This is a genomic window from Sinorhizobium terangae (assembly GCF_029714365.1).
Taxonomy (GTDB): Bacteria; Pseudomonadota; Alphaproteobacteria; order Rhizobiales; family Rhizobiaceae; genus Sinorhizobium; species Sinorhizobium terangae.
In genome coordinates this window covers 2,468,557-2,482,888 of record NZ_CP121659.1, presented here as the reverse complement: position 1 = coordinate 2,482,888, position 14,332 = coordinate 2,468,557, and the positions used below count along the sequence as shown (strand labels likewise).

Here is a 14,332-nt window from a genome sequence, read left to right as displayed (position 1 = left end):
ATTAACCCTTGGCTCTTTTCACCAGGCCGTCGATGACGTCGCGCACAGTCATGCCTTCCGCACGGGCGGCGAAGGTGAGCGCCATGCGGTGCTGCAGCACGGGTTCGGCAAGAGCCAGGATATCGTCGGCGGAAGGCGCCAGGCGGCCGTCATAGAGGGCGCGCGCACGGGCGCACAGCATCAGGGCCTGGCCTGCACGCGGACCTGGGCCCCAGGCGACATTCTTGTCGGTGGTCGAGTTGCCGTTGCCCGGGCGGGCAGAGCGCACGAGCGACAGGATGGCATCGACCACCTTCTCGCCGACCGGCATCTGGCGGATCAGACTCTGGATCTGCAGGAGGCGCTGGGCGTCGATCACCGGTCGCGCTTCGGCTTCAGCGACGCCGGTCGTTTCCAGGAGGATTTGCCGTTCGGCGGCAAGCTCGGGGTAGCCGACATCGACCTGCATCAGGAAACGGTCGAGCTGCGCTTCCGGCAGGGGGTAGGTTCCCTCCTGCTCGAGCGGGTTCTGGGTCGCGAGCACGTGGAACGGCTGGGGCAGGTCCTTGCGGACGCCGGCAACAGTGATGTGGTACTCCTGCATGGCCTGCAACAGCGCCGACTGCGTGCGCGGCGAGGCGCGGTTGATCTCGTCCGCCATCAGCAGCTGGGTGAATATCGGGCCGGGGACGAAACGAAACGACCGATAGCCCGCGGCGTCCTGGTCCATCACTTCCGAGCCCAGAATGTCGGAAGGCATCAGGTCGGGCGTGAACTGGATACGGCTGTTGTCGAGCCCGAGCACGGTACCGAGCGTGGCAACGAGTTTGGTCTTGGCAAGGCCCGGCACGCCAACGAGCAGCGCATGGCCGCCGGACAGCACGGCGAGCAGCGTCTGCTCGATCACGCTTTCCTGGCCGAAGATCACCTTGCCGACTTCGGCGCGTATGAGCGCGATCTCACCCAGTGCGGCTTCCGCGGCCGCGACGATTGCCTTCTCGTCGGCCGCATCTGTCGCGCTTTTCATAACACTCATCGCAATTCTCCCAGATCGTCGCTGCTGAACCGAATCGCCATTGCCTGATATTCAGTCCGTATTTTTCAATTTAGACCCTGGCAGGCGGCTGACAAGCCGCCGCCAACGCACTATGTCGTGAGCTTGCAGGACGCTCGCCGTGCATCCCGCATGCTCGTCGATGCGGACGGAATGCCCCAAAACCGGAGGCCGGAGCATCCCTCGCACGTTCGTCTGAACGCGTTATGCTTCAAAAGCAAGATCAGGACCAAACGGGACGGAACGATGGCAGAGGCCAAGATTCAGCAAACGGGCGACGCGGCCGGCCTTGCCGCGCTGATTGCCCGCGCCGCCGGCGAGAGGGGCGGTGAAGCGCGGGGATTGCCGCCGGTCGACCGTTGGAATCCGCCGTTTTGCGGCGACATCGACATGGAAATCCGTGGCGACGGAACGTGGTTCTACATGGGAACACCGATCGGTCGCCAGCCGCTCGTCCGGCTGTTTTCCACCGTGCTCCGCAAGGACGAGGACGGCAGGACCTACCTCGTCACGCCAGTGGAAAAGGTCGGCATCCGCATTGCGGACGCTCCGTTCATCGCCGTGGAGATGAGCGTTACTGACAAGGATGGCGAAAATGTCCTGACATTTCGCACCAATGTTGGCGATGTGGTGGAAGCCGGGCCGGAGCATCCCCTCCGCTTCGTCGTCCACGGCGAAAATCGCGAACTGAAGCCCTACCTTCATGTGCGTGGGCGGCTTGAGGCGCTCGTATCGAGGCCGGTCATGTATGACATTGTCGAACTGGGCGAAACGGTCGAGATCGATGGCGTCGACATGTTCTGCGTCAAATCGTCCGGCGCCACCTTTCCGATCATGCCGGCGGCGGAGCTGGAAGCCCTATCGCAATGACAAATCATCCCTTTTCCGCCGACGAGTTTCGCCGCAGGGCGCTCGCCCAGGCCGGTGGGCCGGTCGAGACGGCCTGGCGCGATCACGGCGATTTCCTGCTCAATCCGGGCATCGTGCCCTACCTCGAAACTCTCCATTTGAAGGACGCGGCCGTGCTTGTGCCGGTCGTCGACGATGGCGAAGACGCGAGCGTGATCTTTACCCAGCGGACGTCGACGTTGCGCAAGCACTCGGGTCAGGTGGCCTTTCCGGGCGGGGCCGTCGATCCCGAGGATCAGTCCATCGAAGTTGCGGCGCTCCGCGAGGCGCAGGAGGAGATCGGCCTCGACCCCCGCTTCGTCGAGACGATCGGCCGTCTGCCGCACTATATGGCCATGTCGGGCTTCCGCATCACGCCGGTGCTCGCGGTCGTGCAGCCGGGGTTCGAACTCGCGCCCAATCCGGAAGAGGTGGAAAGCGTGTTCGAAGTGCCGCTTTCTTTCTTGATGAACCCTGTCAATCACGGGCGCGGACGCAGCCATTGGCAGGGTGCGGAGCGGCAGTTCTACCGCATGCCTTATGGCGAACGGAATATTTGGGGGATTACCGCGGGGATCGTCCGCATGCTCTACGAAAGGCTTTATGCATGACTTCCGTTGCCGCTGAGGCGTGGTTTCAGGCTCCCTCGCTCCGGCGTGTTTTCGACGTCCTGGACGTCGACGGCGGCGAGGTGCGTGTGGTCGGCGGCGCGATCCGCAACAGCCTCATGGGACTGCCGGCCGGCGATGTCGACATGGCGACCACCTGGCGGCCCGAGGATGTTGCTGAACGGGCGAAGGCAGCGGGCATCAAGGTCGTGCCGACCGGTGTCGAGCATGGCACGGTCACCCTCGTCATCGACGGGACGCCCTATGAAGTGACGACGCTGCGGCGCGACGTTGCAACCGACGGGCGCCGCGCCGAAGTGGCTTTCGGGACCGACTGGCGGGCGGATGCGGAGCGCCGTGACTTTACGATCAATGCGCTTTATGCGGACAGCAATGGTCAAGTAATCGACCATGTCGGCGGCCTTGCCGATCTCGAGAGCCGGACGCTGCGTTTCATCGGCAATGCCGCCGAGCGCGTCCGGGAGGATTACCTGCGCATCCTGCGCTTCTTCCGGTTCTTTGCCTATTACGGCGCCGGCCGACCCGACGCAGATGGGCTGCGGGCCTGCGCACAGGCGCGTGCGAAGCTCTCGACGCTTTCGGCGGAACGGGTCTGGTCCGAAACGAAGAAACTGCTCGCCGCCGATGACCCAGGTCGCGCACTGCTGTGGATGCGCCAAGCGGGCGTGCTCTCCGAAATCCTGCCGGAGACCGAGAAGTGGGGCATTGACGCCATTCCCGGCCTGATTGCCGCCGAGAAGGCCTTCTCCTGGAAGCCGGATCCGCTGCTCAGGCTGGCGGCGATCGTTCCGCCGGATGCGGAACGGCTCGATGCCATGGCGGCGCGATTGCGTCTATCGAAGGCGGAGGCCGCCTATTTCGCGCGGTTTGCCACTGCACCGGCGGTTCCCGCAACGCTCGCGGATGCGGCTCTCGATCGCCAGCTTTATCGCTCCGGCGCTGACGGGATCACTACGCGTCTGCGGCTTGCTCTCGCATCGTCGCGCCGCCTGTCCGAAAACGATCCGTCGCTCCTTCCCGAAACGGCCGCGTTTCAGCGGCTTCTTTCGCGTGCGATGAAGTGGCAGCGCCCGGTCTTTCCTTTGACCGGAGCCGATGTCCTGAAGGCCGGCATTCCGGCCGGTCCCAAGGTCGGCGAGGTGCTGTCCGAGCTCGAAAATTTCTGGATCGAGCGCAATTTCGCTCCCGGCCGGGCAGCGCTCGCAGCCCGGCTCGAATCGATGGTGCGCGATTCGACGTGACAACCCAAGTAACGTCGGCGGAGCGATACCGCTCCGCGGTCCATCCGATCCGAAGGCAGCAAAGGGCGCTTGCCCCGCTCCGGTCAGGCGGCCTTGCTTTCGTCCACGATACGAACCTTGATGTTGTCGATCATGTTCTCGCGGATGACCGTTTCGCCATGGGTCACGCGCATGTGCTCCACAACGCGACGGACGATTTCCGCATCATTGTCGGCGCGGGTGTGCCATTCACAACCCGGGACGAGCGAACCGCATTCAAACAAGCGCATGGTGGCCCTCCTTCCTCTGCTGCTGGCTCTCCTGCATGTTTCCTTAGCCGATTTTGGGGTAAAAACATGCAGCAATTCAAGGCGCTACAGCGTCCTTTCCGCGTCTCGAAAGGCGCACGACGCCGCACGCGCAGCTACGCCCCATTGCGTGCCTTGCAAATTCAAGCGCAACATTAACACCGACGCCGCCAAATTGTTCCGCATGCCCTGCGGAGATTTTGCAAGGCCTTGCGGTTTGCGGCGGGGAGGGTGAGCTTTCTGACGGCAACGCGAAGAAACCTCTATAGAATTGCACATTGTTGATGGTATGGCTTTGCCTCCCATGAGACTCGCAGAGGCTATTTTTTCGTCATGACCGCGACCGTTCAATCGGAACTGATTTCCTCCATCCGGAGCATTCCGGATTACCCGAAGCCAGGCGTCATGTTTCGCGATATCACGACATTGCTCGGCAATCCGAGGGCTTTCCGCCGCGCGATCGACGAACTCGTTCACCCCTATGCTGGAACCAAAATCGAGAAGATCGCCGGCATCGAGGCGCGTGGGTTCATCTTGGGCGGTGCGATCGCCCACCAGCTTTCGGCCGGCTTCGTGCCGATCCGAAAGAAGGGCAAGCTGCCGCACGATACGGTTCGCATCGCCTACAGCCTCGAATACGGCGTGGACGAGATGGAAATGCACAGGGATGCGATCCAACCGGGCGAGAAGGTGATCCTGGTCGATGACCTGATCGCCACCGGCGGGACCGCCGAAGGCGCCGTCAAGCTTCTGCAGCAGATGGGAGCGGATATCGTGGCTGCTTGCTTCATCATCGATCTGCCAGAGCTTGGCGGGCGCAGGAAGCTCGAAGCCCTCGGCGTCAATGTCCGCACACTGATCGAATTCGCGGGACATTGAAGCACTGGCGTATGGGCGGCGCGCAACGCGCCAACCTCAGGTGAATTCGATCACCTTGCTTTCGAACTGGATGACGGTTTCGCCGTGCTGGTTCTCGCCTTCGCAAAGAATGGTGTTGATGCGCCATCCGGGTCTCGACGCGACGCTCCGCGCTTCGAGAAAGGTGACGGCGTAGGTTATCGTGTCGCCGGCATAGACCGGCTTCAGCCACTTGAGTTCGCGAAAGCCGGGTGAGGGGCCGAGGTTCGGCGCGTGCAGCCCCTCGGCCGCCAGGCGTCGGATCTCATCCCTCCAGAACCGCACGAAACATTGCATCCAGCCGGCGCTCGTGTGCCAACCGGACGCGCAAAGCCCGCCGAAAAGCGAGTGCTTGGCCTCTTCCGCGTCGAGGTGGAATGACTGCGGGTCGAAGTTGCGCGCGAAGCGGACGATGTCTTCTGCCGTAAATGTCAGACTGCCGATCACGGTTTTTCGGCCGGCTGCGTAGAGTTCCGCCAATGTCATCACAACCGCTGCCCCCGGTCGCGGCGGCGGAAAAGGACGGAGCATTCCGAAACCGCGATCGCTTCCCCCGTCTGGTTATTGATCTCATTGCGGAACTTGACGATGCCGACGTCAGGTTTCGACTTCGACTGCCGGGCGCCGAGCACCAGGCTGAAGCCTGTCAGCACGTCGCCTGCGATCACCGGTTTCTTCCAATCCATGAAGTCGATGCCCGGCGAGCCTTGAGAGGAGGAATTGCCGAGAAAGGCGTCGATCATCATACGCATGCCGATCGCGCTCGTGTGCCAGCCCGAGGCGGAGAGCCCGCCGAGAATGCTACGCTTGCCGGCCTCTTCATCCAAGTGCATCGGCTGCGGATCGAATTCGCTGGCGAAGGCGATGATGTCGGGCGCCTGCACGGCGACCGGATGATAGTCGAAGCGCCGCCCTGGCGTGAAGTCTTCGAAATAGAGCATGCCGGCCTCCCTCGTTGCCGGAGATGTGCTGCTATGCGGCTCTACCGTATGTTTCCTCAAATCGAAGACAATTTAAGGACGGCGCTGTGCCGCATAGCCACCGCGTCAGGTGTTGAAGCGGAAATGGATGACGTCGCCGTCCTGGACGACGTACTCCTTGCCTTCGTCGCGCGCCTTGCCGGCTTCTTTCGCGCCGGTTTCGCCGCCGAGCGAAATATAGTCATCATAAGCGATGGTGTTCGCACGAATAAAGCCGCGCTCGAAATCCGTGTGGATAACGCCGGCGGCCTGCGGCGCCTTGGTGCCGCGCGGTATGGTCCAGGCGCGTGTCTCTTTCGGGCCGACCGTGAAATAGGTAATGAGGTCGAGCAGCTTGTAGCCGGCGCGGATCAATCGGTCGAGACCGGCCTCCTCGAGGCCGAGCGCAGCAAGGAATTCCTTGGCCTCTTCCTCCGGCAGCTGTGCGACCTCCGATTCGATCGCGGCCGAGATAACAACGGTTTCCGCACCTTGAGCCTTTGCCATTTCGGCGACCGCGCGCGTGTGCTCGTTGCCGGTGGCGGCATCGCTTTCGGCGACGTTGCAGACGTAAAGCACCGGATGGGCGGTGAGGAGATTGAGGCCCTGGAGAATGCGCAATTCGTCGGCGTCGAGCTTCGACAGGAGGGTGCGCACCGGCTTGCCTTCCTGCAGGAGCTTCAGCGAGGCTTCCATCACCGGAAGCTGTGCCATCGAGTCCTTGTCCTTGCCGGCGGCACGCTTGCGCGTCTGGTCCGTGCGCCGCTCCAGGCTTTCCAGATCCGCGAGCATCAGTTCGGTTTCGATCGTCTCGGCATCGGCAACCGGGTGGATGCGACCTTCCACGTGGGTGATGTCGTCGTCTTCGAAGCAACGCAGCACATGGACCACGGCGTCGACCTCGCGAATATTGGCGAGGAACTGGTTGCCGAGGCCTTCGCCCTTGGACGCGCCCCGCACGAGGCCGGCGATATCGACGAAGGAGATGCGCGTCGGGATGATTTCCTTTGACTTCGCGACGTCGGCGAGCTTGCGCATGCGCGGATCCGGAACCGCGACTTCCCCGGTGTTCGGCTCGATCGTGCAGAAGGGATAGTTTGCCGCTTGCGCCGCTGCCGTCTTGGTGAGCGCATTGAAGAGTGTGGACTTGCCGACATTCGGCAGCCCGACGATACCGCATTTGAAGCCCATGGCTAAAACCTGTCTTTCTCGGATTGCTTGGCGGTGGCTATGGGGTAAAGGAGAGGAGCGGTCAAGCTCTTCTGAACCGCCGCGCGCCTTGTCAGACGCGCAAAGGACGCTGTAGCATTCCGGCCTTCCCTTGAATGCGCATGTCCGACGCGCGATATTGTCCGCGCGATGGTGATCGCCTCCTCATGTCATCAACGGGTGGATTTCCGATGAGTGACAGCGATGTTGCCCCAAGACTCAAGACCAGATCGAAGCCTAAGCTGCAGCGGCCGAAGCTCTATAAGGTCATTCTGGTCAACGACGACTACACCCCACGTGAATTTGTGGTCATGGTGCTCAAGGCCGTGTTCCGGATGAGCGAGGAAACCGGCTACCGGGTGATGATGACGGCACACAAGCTCGGCACCTCGGTCGTCGTCGTCTGCGCCAGGGACATCGCCGAGACCAAGGCCAAGGAGGCGACGGATGTCGGCAAGGAAGCGGGCTATCCGCTGATGTTCACGACAGAGCCGGAGGAGTAGGCTCGGCCCTTCTTCCTCAATCCCCCTTCCTCAATCCCCCTTCCTCAATCCCCTTTCGAGCCGAACATCTTCTTCAGCATCTCGGCCATTGGGCCGGTGGTGGGAAGTTTTTTTGGCTGCGCTGCGTTGCGGGCCTGGTGGATATGGGATTGCGCGGGCTGCTTCTTCGGTGCCTGCGGCTTTTCGTCAGTCGGGTTGCTGCCGGTCGCAAGCGCGATCTTGTTCATCAGTTGCGAATCCTCGCCCCGGACCAGCATGTCCGCGTTGTCGGCGATGGCGTCCAGGAGTGGCGAAAGCCAGGCCTGATCCGCCTTGGCGAAGTCGCCGAGCACATGGGCGTGCACGAGGTCCTTAACACCCGGGTGGCCGATGCCCAGGCGCAGGCGGCGGTAGTCCTTGCCGCAGTGGGCGTCGATCGATTTGATGCCGTTGTGGCCGCCGTGGCCGCCGCCAGTCTTGATCCGTGCCTTGCCGGCAGGAAGATCGAGTTCGTCGTAGATCACGACAATATCCTTCGGCGCGAGCTTGTAGAAGCGCATGGCTTCGCCGACCGCCTCTCCTGACAGATTCATGTAGGTCTGCGGTTTCATCAGGAGCACGCGTTCACCGGCGATTTCGCCTTCGGAGACTTCCGACTTGAACTTCTTCGACCACGAGGAAAAGCTCGTGCGACGCTGAATCGCCTCGACCGCCATGAAGCCGATATTGTGGCGGTTCCCGGCATACTTCGCACCCGGATTGCCAAGTCCCGCGATAATCAGCATGTCGCCGTACTCCTGATGCTTCCTGCTTGGCGCGGAGGGTGGCTCGCCCCTCATCCGGCCTGCCGGCCACCTTCTCCCCGCAAGCGGGGCGAAGGGGACTCGCTGTGCCGTTCTTGTCCCCCTCTCCGCTTGCGGGGAGAGGGCTAGTCCTCGGGTTGAACCCGAGGAGAGGGGCAGTTCCGCCACGTCCCGCTGTTTCAACCCAAAATCATCGCGGCCCGGCCAAAGTCAACGCCTATTTCGCCGCCTGTTCGATACGGTTCGGGCGCAGGCCGTAGCGTTCGAAGATCCGGTCCTGCGTACCGCTGGCGATCAGGCGGTTGAGTTCGGCCTGCATGCGGGCAATGGTCTCATCGGGCATGTCCCGGTGGCAAGCGATGCCATATTGCTTGCCTTCCAGCACCAATACCGCTTCGACCGGTATGCCATCGGCCCGCATGGTCTCGAAGGTTTTTTCCGACGTCATGAGCAGATCGATGCGACCGGCGGCGAGCTTCTTCATCGTGGAGTCGAGGTTGGCGGCATAGTCGATCTTGTCGAAACCATGCGCCTTCAAATAGGCTGCGGAGAAGTCTCCGCGCTGTGTTCCGACGACGAACTCTTTGGCTTCATCGATCGTCTGCGGCGCGATCGCCGCACCCTTGCGCCGCACCATGATCATGTGATCGACGAGCAGCGGTTCAACCCATTTGAAATTCCTGTCCCGCTCGGCGTCGTGGCCCGTGGTGAAAACACAGTGGAAAGGCTGGTTTTCGGCAAGCGCGAAGGCGCGCGCCCAAGGCAGGACCTCGGTCTCGTAAGGGAGATTGATGGCCCTCATGATCAATGCAACCTGTTCGACCGACGAGCCGTTCACGCCGTTCGCGGTCGAGAAGTTATAGGGCGGATACTCCTCGGTGACGAAATGGATCGTCTCGGCGTGAGCGGTGGCGGAAAGACCGAGCAGGAACGCCAGGATCAGATGCTTCACGCCCATTTCTCCTTTTCGATGTGCGCTATGCCGGATTGGCCGCCTTGGCTTCGGATTCGTTCTCCAGGAGGGCCAGCATACCGTCGATCGGCATGGGCCGGCTGAAGAGATAACCCTGGCCATTATCCACGCCGAGCTTGCGCAGAAGCTGCCACTGCTCCTTCGTTTCGATGCCTTCGGCGACGACCGTGCATCCCATCTGATGCGAAATGGTGCGAATACCCTTGATGAGCATGCGACTCTTGCGCCTGACGTCGGCTGTACCGGAGCTCAGCGACCGGGTGAAGGACTGGTCGACCTTGACGATGTCGACAGGGAACCGATTGAGATAGCTGAGCGACGAGTAGCCGGTGCCGAAATCGTCGAGCGCGATGCGGCAGCCGAACTCGTTGAGTTGTTTGAGGACGGCGTGAACTTCGGGATTGTCCAGCATCAGCACCGCCTCGGTGATCTCGATGACGATCCTCTGCGGCGAAATGTGGTGCTTGAGGAGCAGCGCAGCCAGCTTGTGGGGCAGTGTCAACTCGAACTGCAGCGGCGAGAAGTTGACTGCCAGATAGGTATTCTGCGTTCCATCGAGCGCGGAGATCGCGGCGAGGTGGCGGATCGCCTTCTCGAGCACGCGGTCGCCGATACGGCCGATCGTGCCTGTCTCCTCGGCAATGCCGATGATCTTGCCGGGCGGCATCAGTCCCTTTTCCGGATGATCGAGGCGCATCAGCGCTTCGAAACCGACGATCTGGCCGTCGCCGAGTCCGACGATAGGCTGCAGCCAGGCTTCAAACCAATCCTCCTTCAGGCCGGTTTCGATGCATTGCTCGATCTCGTGGCGCTCGCGCGCGGTGTCGAGCATGCTCGCGTCGAAAATCCGCAGGCCGTTCTTGCCGTCGCGCTTGCGCGCATACATCGCCATGTCCGCCTTCAGCAGAAGGTCTGAAGCGCTTGTCGCATGCGTCGGGTAGACGGAAACGCCGACGCTGGCGCTGACCGACAGTTCGTTGCCGGCAATCGGCATCGGCTCGCGCAGTGCGGCGCAGATGCACTCGCCAATCTCGGCGGCGAGTGCGGCGACATCCGTTGCCGCAACGAGAATGGCGAACTCGTCGCCGCCGAGCCTCGACATTACGTCATCCGCGGCAAGCGTTGCGCGGACCAGTTCGACGGTACGGCGCAGGACGGCGTCGCCGGCGGCGTGGCCGAAGCTGTCGTTGATCCACTTGAACCGGTCGAGGTCGATGAACAGGCAGGCAAGCTGCATGCCGCACGCGTCGGCGTTGCGGATTGCGTCGTCGAGGGCGCTTTCGAAGCCCTGGCGATTGAGCAGTCCGGTCAGGTGATCGGTGATCGCCTGGGCATGGTTGCGACTCTCTGCCTGCTTGAGCGCGGTGACATCGGTCATGACGGATAGCGAGAGATCGCCGCCATGAGCCATTTCCGATTCCAGGATCAGGACGGTCATGAATTCGCCGTCGGCCTTGCGGAAGGGCAGTGTCACTTCGCTGATGTTGTCGTTGTCGACCGCGGTCGTCTTTGCGCGAAGGCGATAGGCTTCGTGCCACACGGGATCAATGAAATCGGTGAAGTTGCGGCCGATGACGTCTTCGCGGGCATAGCCGGTTGCAAGCAGCCAGTAATCACTGACGGCGCTCAGCCTGTTTGCCGCGTCGAGCGAGAAGAGCATGGCCGGAGTCAGGTTATAGGTCTCGGTTGCGCGCTCGTGCGCGATCTTGAGTTCGGTTTCCTCGCGTTCCAGGCGATCCTGCATCTCGTTGAAGTTTGCGGCGAGCGTGCCCATCTCGTCGTCCGAAATCCAGTCGACCCGGTGGCGGGATCCCAGCCGGCGTGTCGCCTCGATCGCGGCGGTCAGCCGCATCAGCGGGCGGATCACCGTGAAGCGATTGCCGACGAGGGCGGCCGCGAAGACGATCGCGACCGCAAAAAGCAGAATGGCGAGGACGGTCCATTCGTCCTTGCTGAAGCGTGAAAGGATGCCGGGCGTCGGGACGACGACTTCGAGCGTCCCGACCTGTTTGATGCCCTCGACGCTATCAAAGGCGATCGCGGTCTTCAGCGAGCGGCTGGCGGCCGTGCCGCCAATACCCTTCGGCAATTGTGCAAGGATATTTCCACCCGCATCGTGAATGGCGACGGCCCGAATATCGGTGGCGTTCATCAGGGAGCGGGCGATCCGTTCGATGCCTTGCTGGTCGAAATCCCAGATCGGCTTGCCGAGCGCTTCGCCGCTAGCTTCCATCAGAAGCTCGATATTCTGCAGGCGCTCGCGTGCGACACGTTCGCTCGATATGGTGAGGAAGAGTGCGAGCAATGGGGCGACGAATACAAACATCGCGCCGCAGATGATCGCAACAAACCGGTTTTCCACCGAGTGCATCATCGCGCGCTCCCCTCGGCAGTTGCTGCCACTTTAATCATTGCTGGTTCTCTTGGATTGCCACCGACGTCTCCCGCCGGCAGAACATCATCCAAACCTTAAATGTTGCTGAAGTTGCACGCCGAGATTTCATGGGGGCGAAGCCGAGACGCTGTGCTTGCATTAGCGGATGATGATGCTTGGCAAAAGCCAAGCCCGGGCGGCCTCACGCCCGTCCGGAAACGAAAAACCCGCCCCATGCGACATGGAGCGGGTTTGTCTTGTCAGCCTTGAGCGGGCTGGCGAGATGCGAAATGCAGATTATTCTTCTGCTTCGCCCTCAGCCTCTTCTGCTGCTTCTTCTTCGGCTTCCATCACGCGGCCGGCGATCGTGGCGACCGTGAAGTCGCGATCAGCGATAACCGGGGTCGCGCCTGCCGGAAGCTTGATGTCCGAGATGTGGACGGTGTCGCCGATGTTCAGGCCGGTGAGGTCAACGGTCAGGAACTCCGGAATGTTGTCGGCCGAAACGTTCAGCTCGACTTCATGGCGAACGATGTTCAGGGCGCCGCCGCGCTTGAGACCCGGAGACTTCTCTTCGTTCTCGAAGTGAACCGGGACCTGGACGGAAACCTGGCTGTCCTTCGAGACGCGCAGGAAGTCGACATGCATCGTGAAATCGCGGACCGGGTCGAGCTGATAGTCCTTCGGCAGGACACGAATCTTCTCGCCGTTGACGTTGATGATCGCGACGGTGGTCATGAAACCGCCGGCGTGGATCTTCATCGTCACTTCCTTGGTGGAGAGCGCGATGGAAAGGGGGGCCTGCTTGTCACCATAGATGACAGCCGGGATAAGACCGTTGCGGCGAAGTTCACGGGAGGACCCCTTACCAACCCGTTCGCGCGTCTCGGCCTTGAGCTCGTAAGTCTGGCTCATGGGTAGACCTTTCTGGTTATTTGGAGAGTTCGTCCGTCAAAGAAGCGGAAAAACCTGAAGCTGACGGGCAGCTTCATCCGCGTTGCCTCCAAGGGTGTCTGCGCGGACGCGCGGTCCATAGCGGAGATCGGGCGGAAATGCAAGGCGCGGCGCTATGGTTCACGCCCTCCGCTTGGTCAAGCGGGCGAGTGCGAGCATGAGGCCGCCGGCGATCAGACCCCAGAAGGCGCCGGAAACGCCGCCGAAGCTGACGCCTGATGCGGTTACCAAAAAGGTGATGGCGGCGGCTTCCCGCGTCTGACTTTCGCTGAAGGCGGCCAAGGCCGAGCTTGCAAAGGCGCCAACAAGCGCAAGCCCGGCGACGGCCTCGATCAGCACCGGAGGTGCGAGACTGACGAAGGTGGTAACGGCGCCGGCGAGCAGACCAAAGAGGATGTAGGCAATGCCGGCGTTAATTGCCGACCAGTAGCGGCGGGCGCGGTCGGGATGGGAATCGACGCCGGCGCACATGGCCGCGGTGATTGCTGCCAGATTGACCGCATGGCCGCCGAACGGCGCGCTCAGCATCGAGAAGAGACCCGTGGTTGCAAAGAGTGGGCCCGGATTCGGGTGGTAGTCGTTGACCTTCAGAACGGCGATGCCGGGAATGTTCTGCGACGCCATCGTCACGATGAAGAGCGGCAGGGCGATGCTAACCAAGGCCGCAGTGTTGAATACGGGGAAGACGAATTCGGCTTGGGGTATCAGCGCCGAGCTGAGCCTTGCCAAGATGCCGTCAGGCATTTCGATGCCGAAGGCGATGACGAGGACGAAGGCGAGGAGGGCGGCCGGGACGGCATAGAGCTTGTTGATGCTGCCGACCAGCGCCCAGGCGAGAACGATAGGCAGGCCGAAGAGGGGGTTGAAGGCGATTGCCTTGACCGGCGCGAAGCACAGGCCGATGAGCACGCCGGCGAGCATTGCGTTCGCCAAGGCCGAGGGGATCGAGGAAACCATCTTGCCGAGCGGTTTCCAAAGCCCGGCGATGACGATCAGCAGGCCGCAAACGAGAAAGGCGCCGACCGCGGCATTGAAGCCGCCTGCGACGGCGGTCGAGCTTGCGAGCAATGCGGCGCCAGGGGTCGACCACGCGATGCTGATTGGCAGCCGCGTGACTGTGCTGATGACGATTGCGCATACCCCCATCGAAATCGACAGCGCCATCAGGCCGGAGGCGGCCTGGGCGTCCGTTGCGCCCACGCCGGCAAGGCCGTTCAGGATGACGGCGAATGAGCTTGCAAAGCCGACAAAGGCGATCAGCAGGCCCATGAACAGGCTTTGAAGGGAAAAGTCGCGAAGCATGGCGAACAACCGGATGTTGCGGGAGCGGGGCGTGAAATGACGGCATCGAGTAGCATATCCCAATGCCCAATTTAAGGATAAAAACATCCGGCAATTCAAAGCGCTACACTGTCCGTTGCGCGTCTGAAAACACGCGGCTCGGTGCACTGTGTCACTTGATATATCCACGAAGGCGATTGATTGCGCGACCTTCGTCTGGCTGGACCGGCCGCGCAATCGATGCCTATAGTGCTGCGGCGTGGGTATGCCGAGCGGGAGATCGGCGGACCTGTTCGCGCCGAAGGACGCTTTCAGGGAGGGA

Annotated in this window: 15 protein-coding genes; 5 read left to right on the top strand and 10 right to left on the bottom strand. The window is 62.0% G+C overall.

The genetic code is table 11. The annotated features are described in order from the left end of the window. Position 1 precedes the first annotated feature (1 nt). Complete coding sequence (locus QA637_RS11855; protein ID WP_153441305.1) at positions 2-1,015, bottom strand: AAA family ATPase; 1,014 nt, start codon at positions 1,013-1,015, stop codon at positions 2-4. Between the two features lie 264 nt (positions 1,016-1,279). Here QA637_RS11855 and QA637_RS11850 point away from each other — a divergent pair, with 264 nt between their 5' ends. Genes QA637_RS11850 through QA637_RS11840 form a run of 3 tightly spaced genes read left to right on the top strand, consistent with a single transcriptional unit; the run spans position 1,280 to position 3,791 of the window. Next, positions 1,280-1,903, top strand: a complete 624-nt coding sequence (locus QA637_RS11850; RefSeq protein ID WP_153441304.1) for a DUF1285 domain-containing protein — start codon at positions 1,280-1,282, stop codon at positions 1,901-1,903. After that, positions 1,900-2,532 carry a CoA pyrophosphatase gene (locus QA637_RS11845; protein WP_153441303.1) on the top strand — a complete coding sequence of 211 codons (633 nt, stop codon included), beginning with the start codon at positions 1,900-1,902 and terminating at the stop codon, positions 2,530-2,532. Before QA637_RS11850 ends, QA637_RS11845 begins: the two co-directional genes overlap by 4 nt. Then, positions 2,529-3,791: a CCA tRNA nucleotidyltransferase gene (locus tag QA637_RS11840; protein ID WP_153441302.1), complete on the top strand. Its 1,263-nt coding sequence runs from the start codon at positions 2,529-2,531 to the stop codon at positions 3,789-3,791. Before QA637_RS11845 ends, QA637_RS11840 begins: the two co-directional genes overlap by 4 nt. Positions 3,792-3,874: 83 nt before the next feature. Here the strand turns inward: QA637_RS11840 and QA637_RS11835 are convergent, their stop codons facing one another. After that, positions 3,875-4,060 (bottom strand): DUF1059 domain-containing protein, encoded by a 186-nt coding sequence (locus tag QA637_RS11835; RefSeq protein ID WP_153441301.1) that lies wholly within the window; start codon positions 4,058-4,060, stop codon positions 3,875-3,877. A gap of 351 nt (positions 4,061-4,411) precedes the next feature. Here QA637_RS11835 and QA637_RS11830 point away from each other — a divergent pair, with 351 nt between their 5' ends. After that, positions 4,412-4,957, top strand: a complete 546-nt coding sequence (locus QA637_RS11830; protein WP_153441300.1) for an adenine phosphoribosyltransferase — start codon at positions 4,412-4,414, stop codon at positions 4,955-4,957. A gap of 36 nt (positions 4,958-4,993) precedes the next feature. On the opposite strand, the gene QA637_RS11825 is transcribed toward QA637_RS11830, so the two are convergent. The 3 genes from QA637_RS11825 to ychF form a co-directional block, all read right to left on the bottom strand. Further along, entirely contained in the window at positions 4,994-5,464 is a 471-nt protein-coding gene (locus QA637_RS11825; protein WP_184108533.1) for a MaoC family dehydratase, read from the bottom strand. Then, on the bottom strand, positions 5,461-5,916 hold the full coding sequence (locus QA637_RS11820; RefSeq protein ID WP_153441298.1) for a MaoC family dehydratase: 456 nt from the start codon (positions 5,914-5,916) through the stop codon (positions 5,461-5,463). Before QA637_RS11820 ends, QA637_RS11825 begins: the two co-directional genes overlap by 4 nt. Before the next feature lie 105 nt (positions 5,917-6,021). Further along, on the bottom strand, positions 6,022-7,125 hold the full coding sequence (gene ychF, locus QA637_RS11815) for a redox-regulated ATPase YchF (RefSeq protein ID WP_153441297.1): 1,104 nt from the start codon (positions 7,123-7,125) through the stop codon (positions 6,022-6,024). Positions 7,126-7,334: 209 nt separating this feature from the next. Between ychF and clpS the strand changes: the two genes are divergently transcribed. Further along, positions 7,335-7,646 carry an ATP-dependent Clp protease adapter ClpS gene (gene clpS / locus QA637_RS11810; RefSeq protein WP_153441296.1) on the top strand — a complete coding sequence of 104 codons (312 nt, stop codon included), beginning with the start codon at positions 7,335-7,337 and terminating at the stop codon, positions 7,644-7,646. Between the two features lie 44 nt (positions 7,647-7,690). On the opposite strand, the gene pth is transcribed toward clpS, so the two are convergent. The 5 genes from pth to QA637_RS11785 form a co-directional block, all read right to left on the bottom strand. Then, positions 7,691-8,410, bottom strand: a complete 720-nt coding sequence (gene pth, locus QA637_RS11805) for an aminoacyl-tRNA hydrolase (RefSeq protein ID WP_153441295.1) — start codon at positions 8,408-8,410, stop codon at positions 7,691-7,693. A gap of 235 nt (positions 8,411-8,645) precedes the next feature. Continuing rightward, positions 8,646-9,386: a substrate-binding periplasmic protein gene (locus QA637_RS11800; protein WP_153441294.1), complete on the bottom strand. Its 741-nt coding sequence runs from the start codon at positions 9,384-9,386 to the stop codon at positions 8,646-8,648. Between the two features lie 19 nt (positions 9,387-9,405). Continuing rightward, positions 9,406-11,775, bottom strand: a complete 2,370-nt coding sequence (locus QA637_RS11795) for a putative bifunctional diguanylate cyclase/phosphodiesterase (protein ID WP_153441293.1) — start codon at positions 11,773-11,775, stop codon at positions 9,406-9,408. 297 nt (positions 11,776-12,072) lie between these two features. Continuing rightward, on the bottom strand, positions 12,073-12,690 hold the full coding sequence (locus QA637_RS11790) for a 50S ribosomal protein L25/general stress protein Ctc (RefSeq protein ID WP_153441292.1): 618 nt from the start codon (positions 12,688-12,690) through the stop codon (positions 12,073-12,075). 159 nt (positions 12,691-12,849) lie between these two features. Beyond that, a complete protein-coding gene (locus tag QA637_RS11785) occupies positions 12,850-14,031 on the bottom strand; it encodes a benzoate/H(+) symporter BenE family transporter (RefSeq protein ID WP_283061517.1) in 1,182 nt (393 codons plus the stop codon). Positions 14,032-14,332 lie beyond the last annotated feature (301 nt).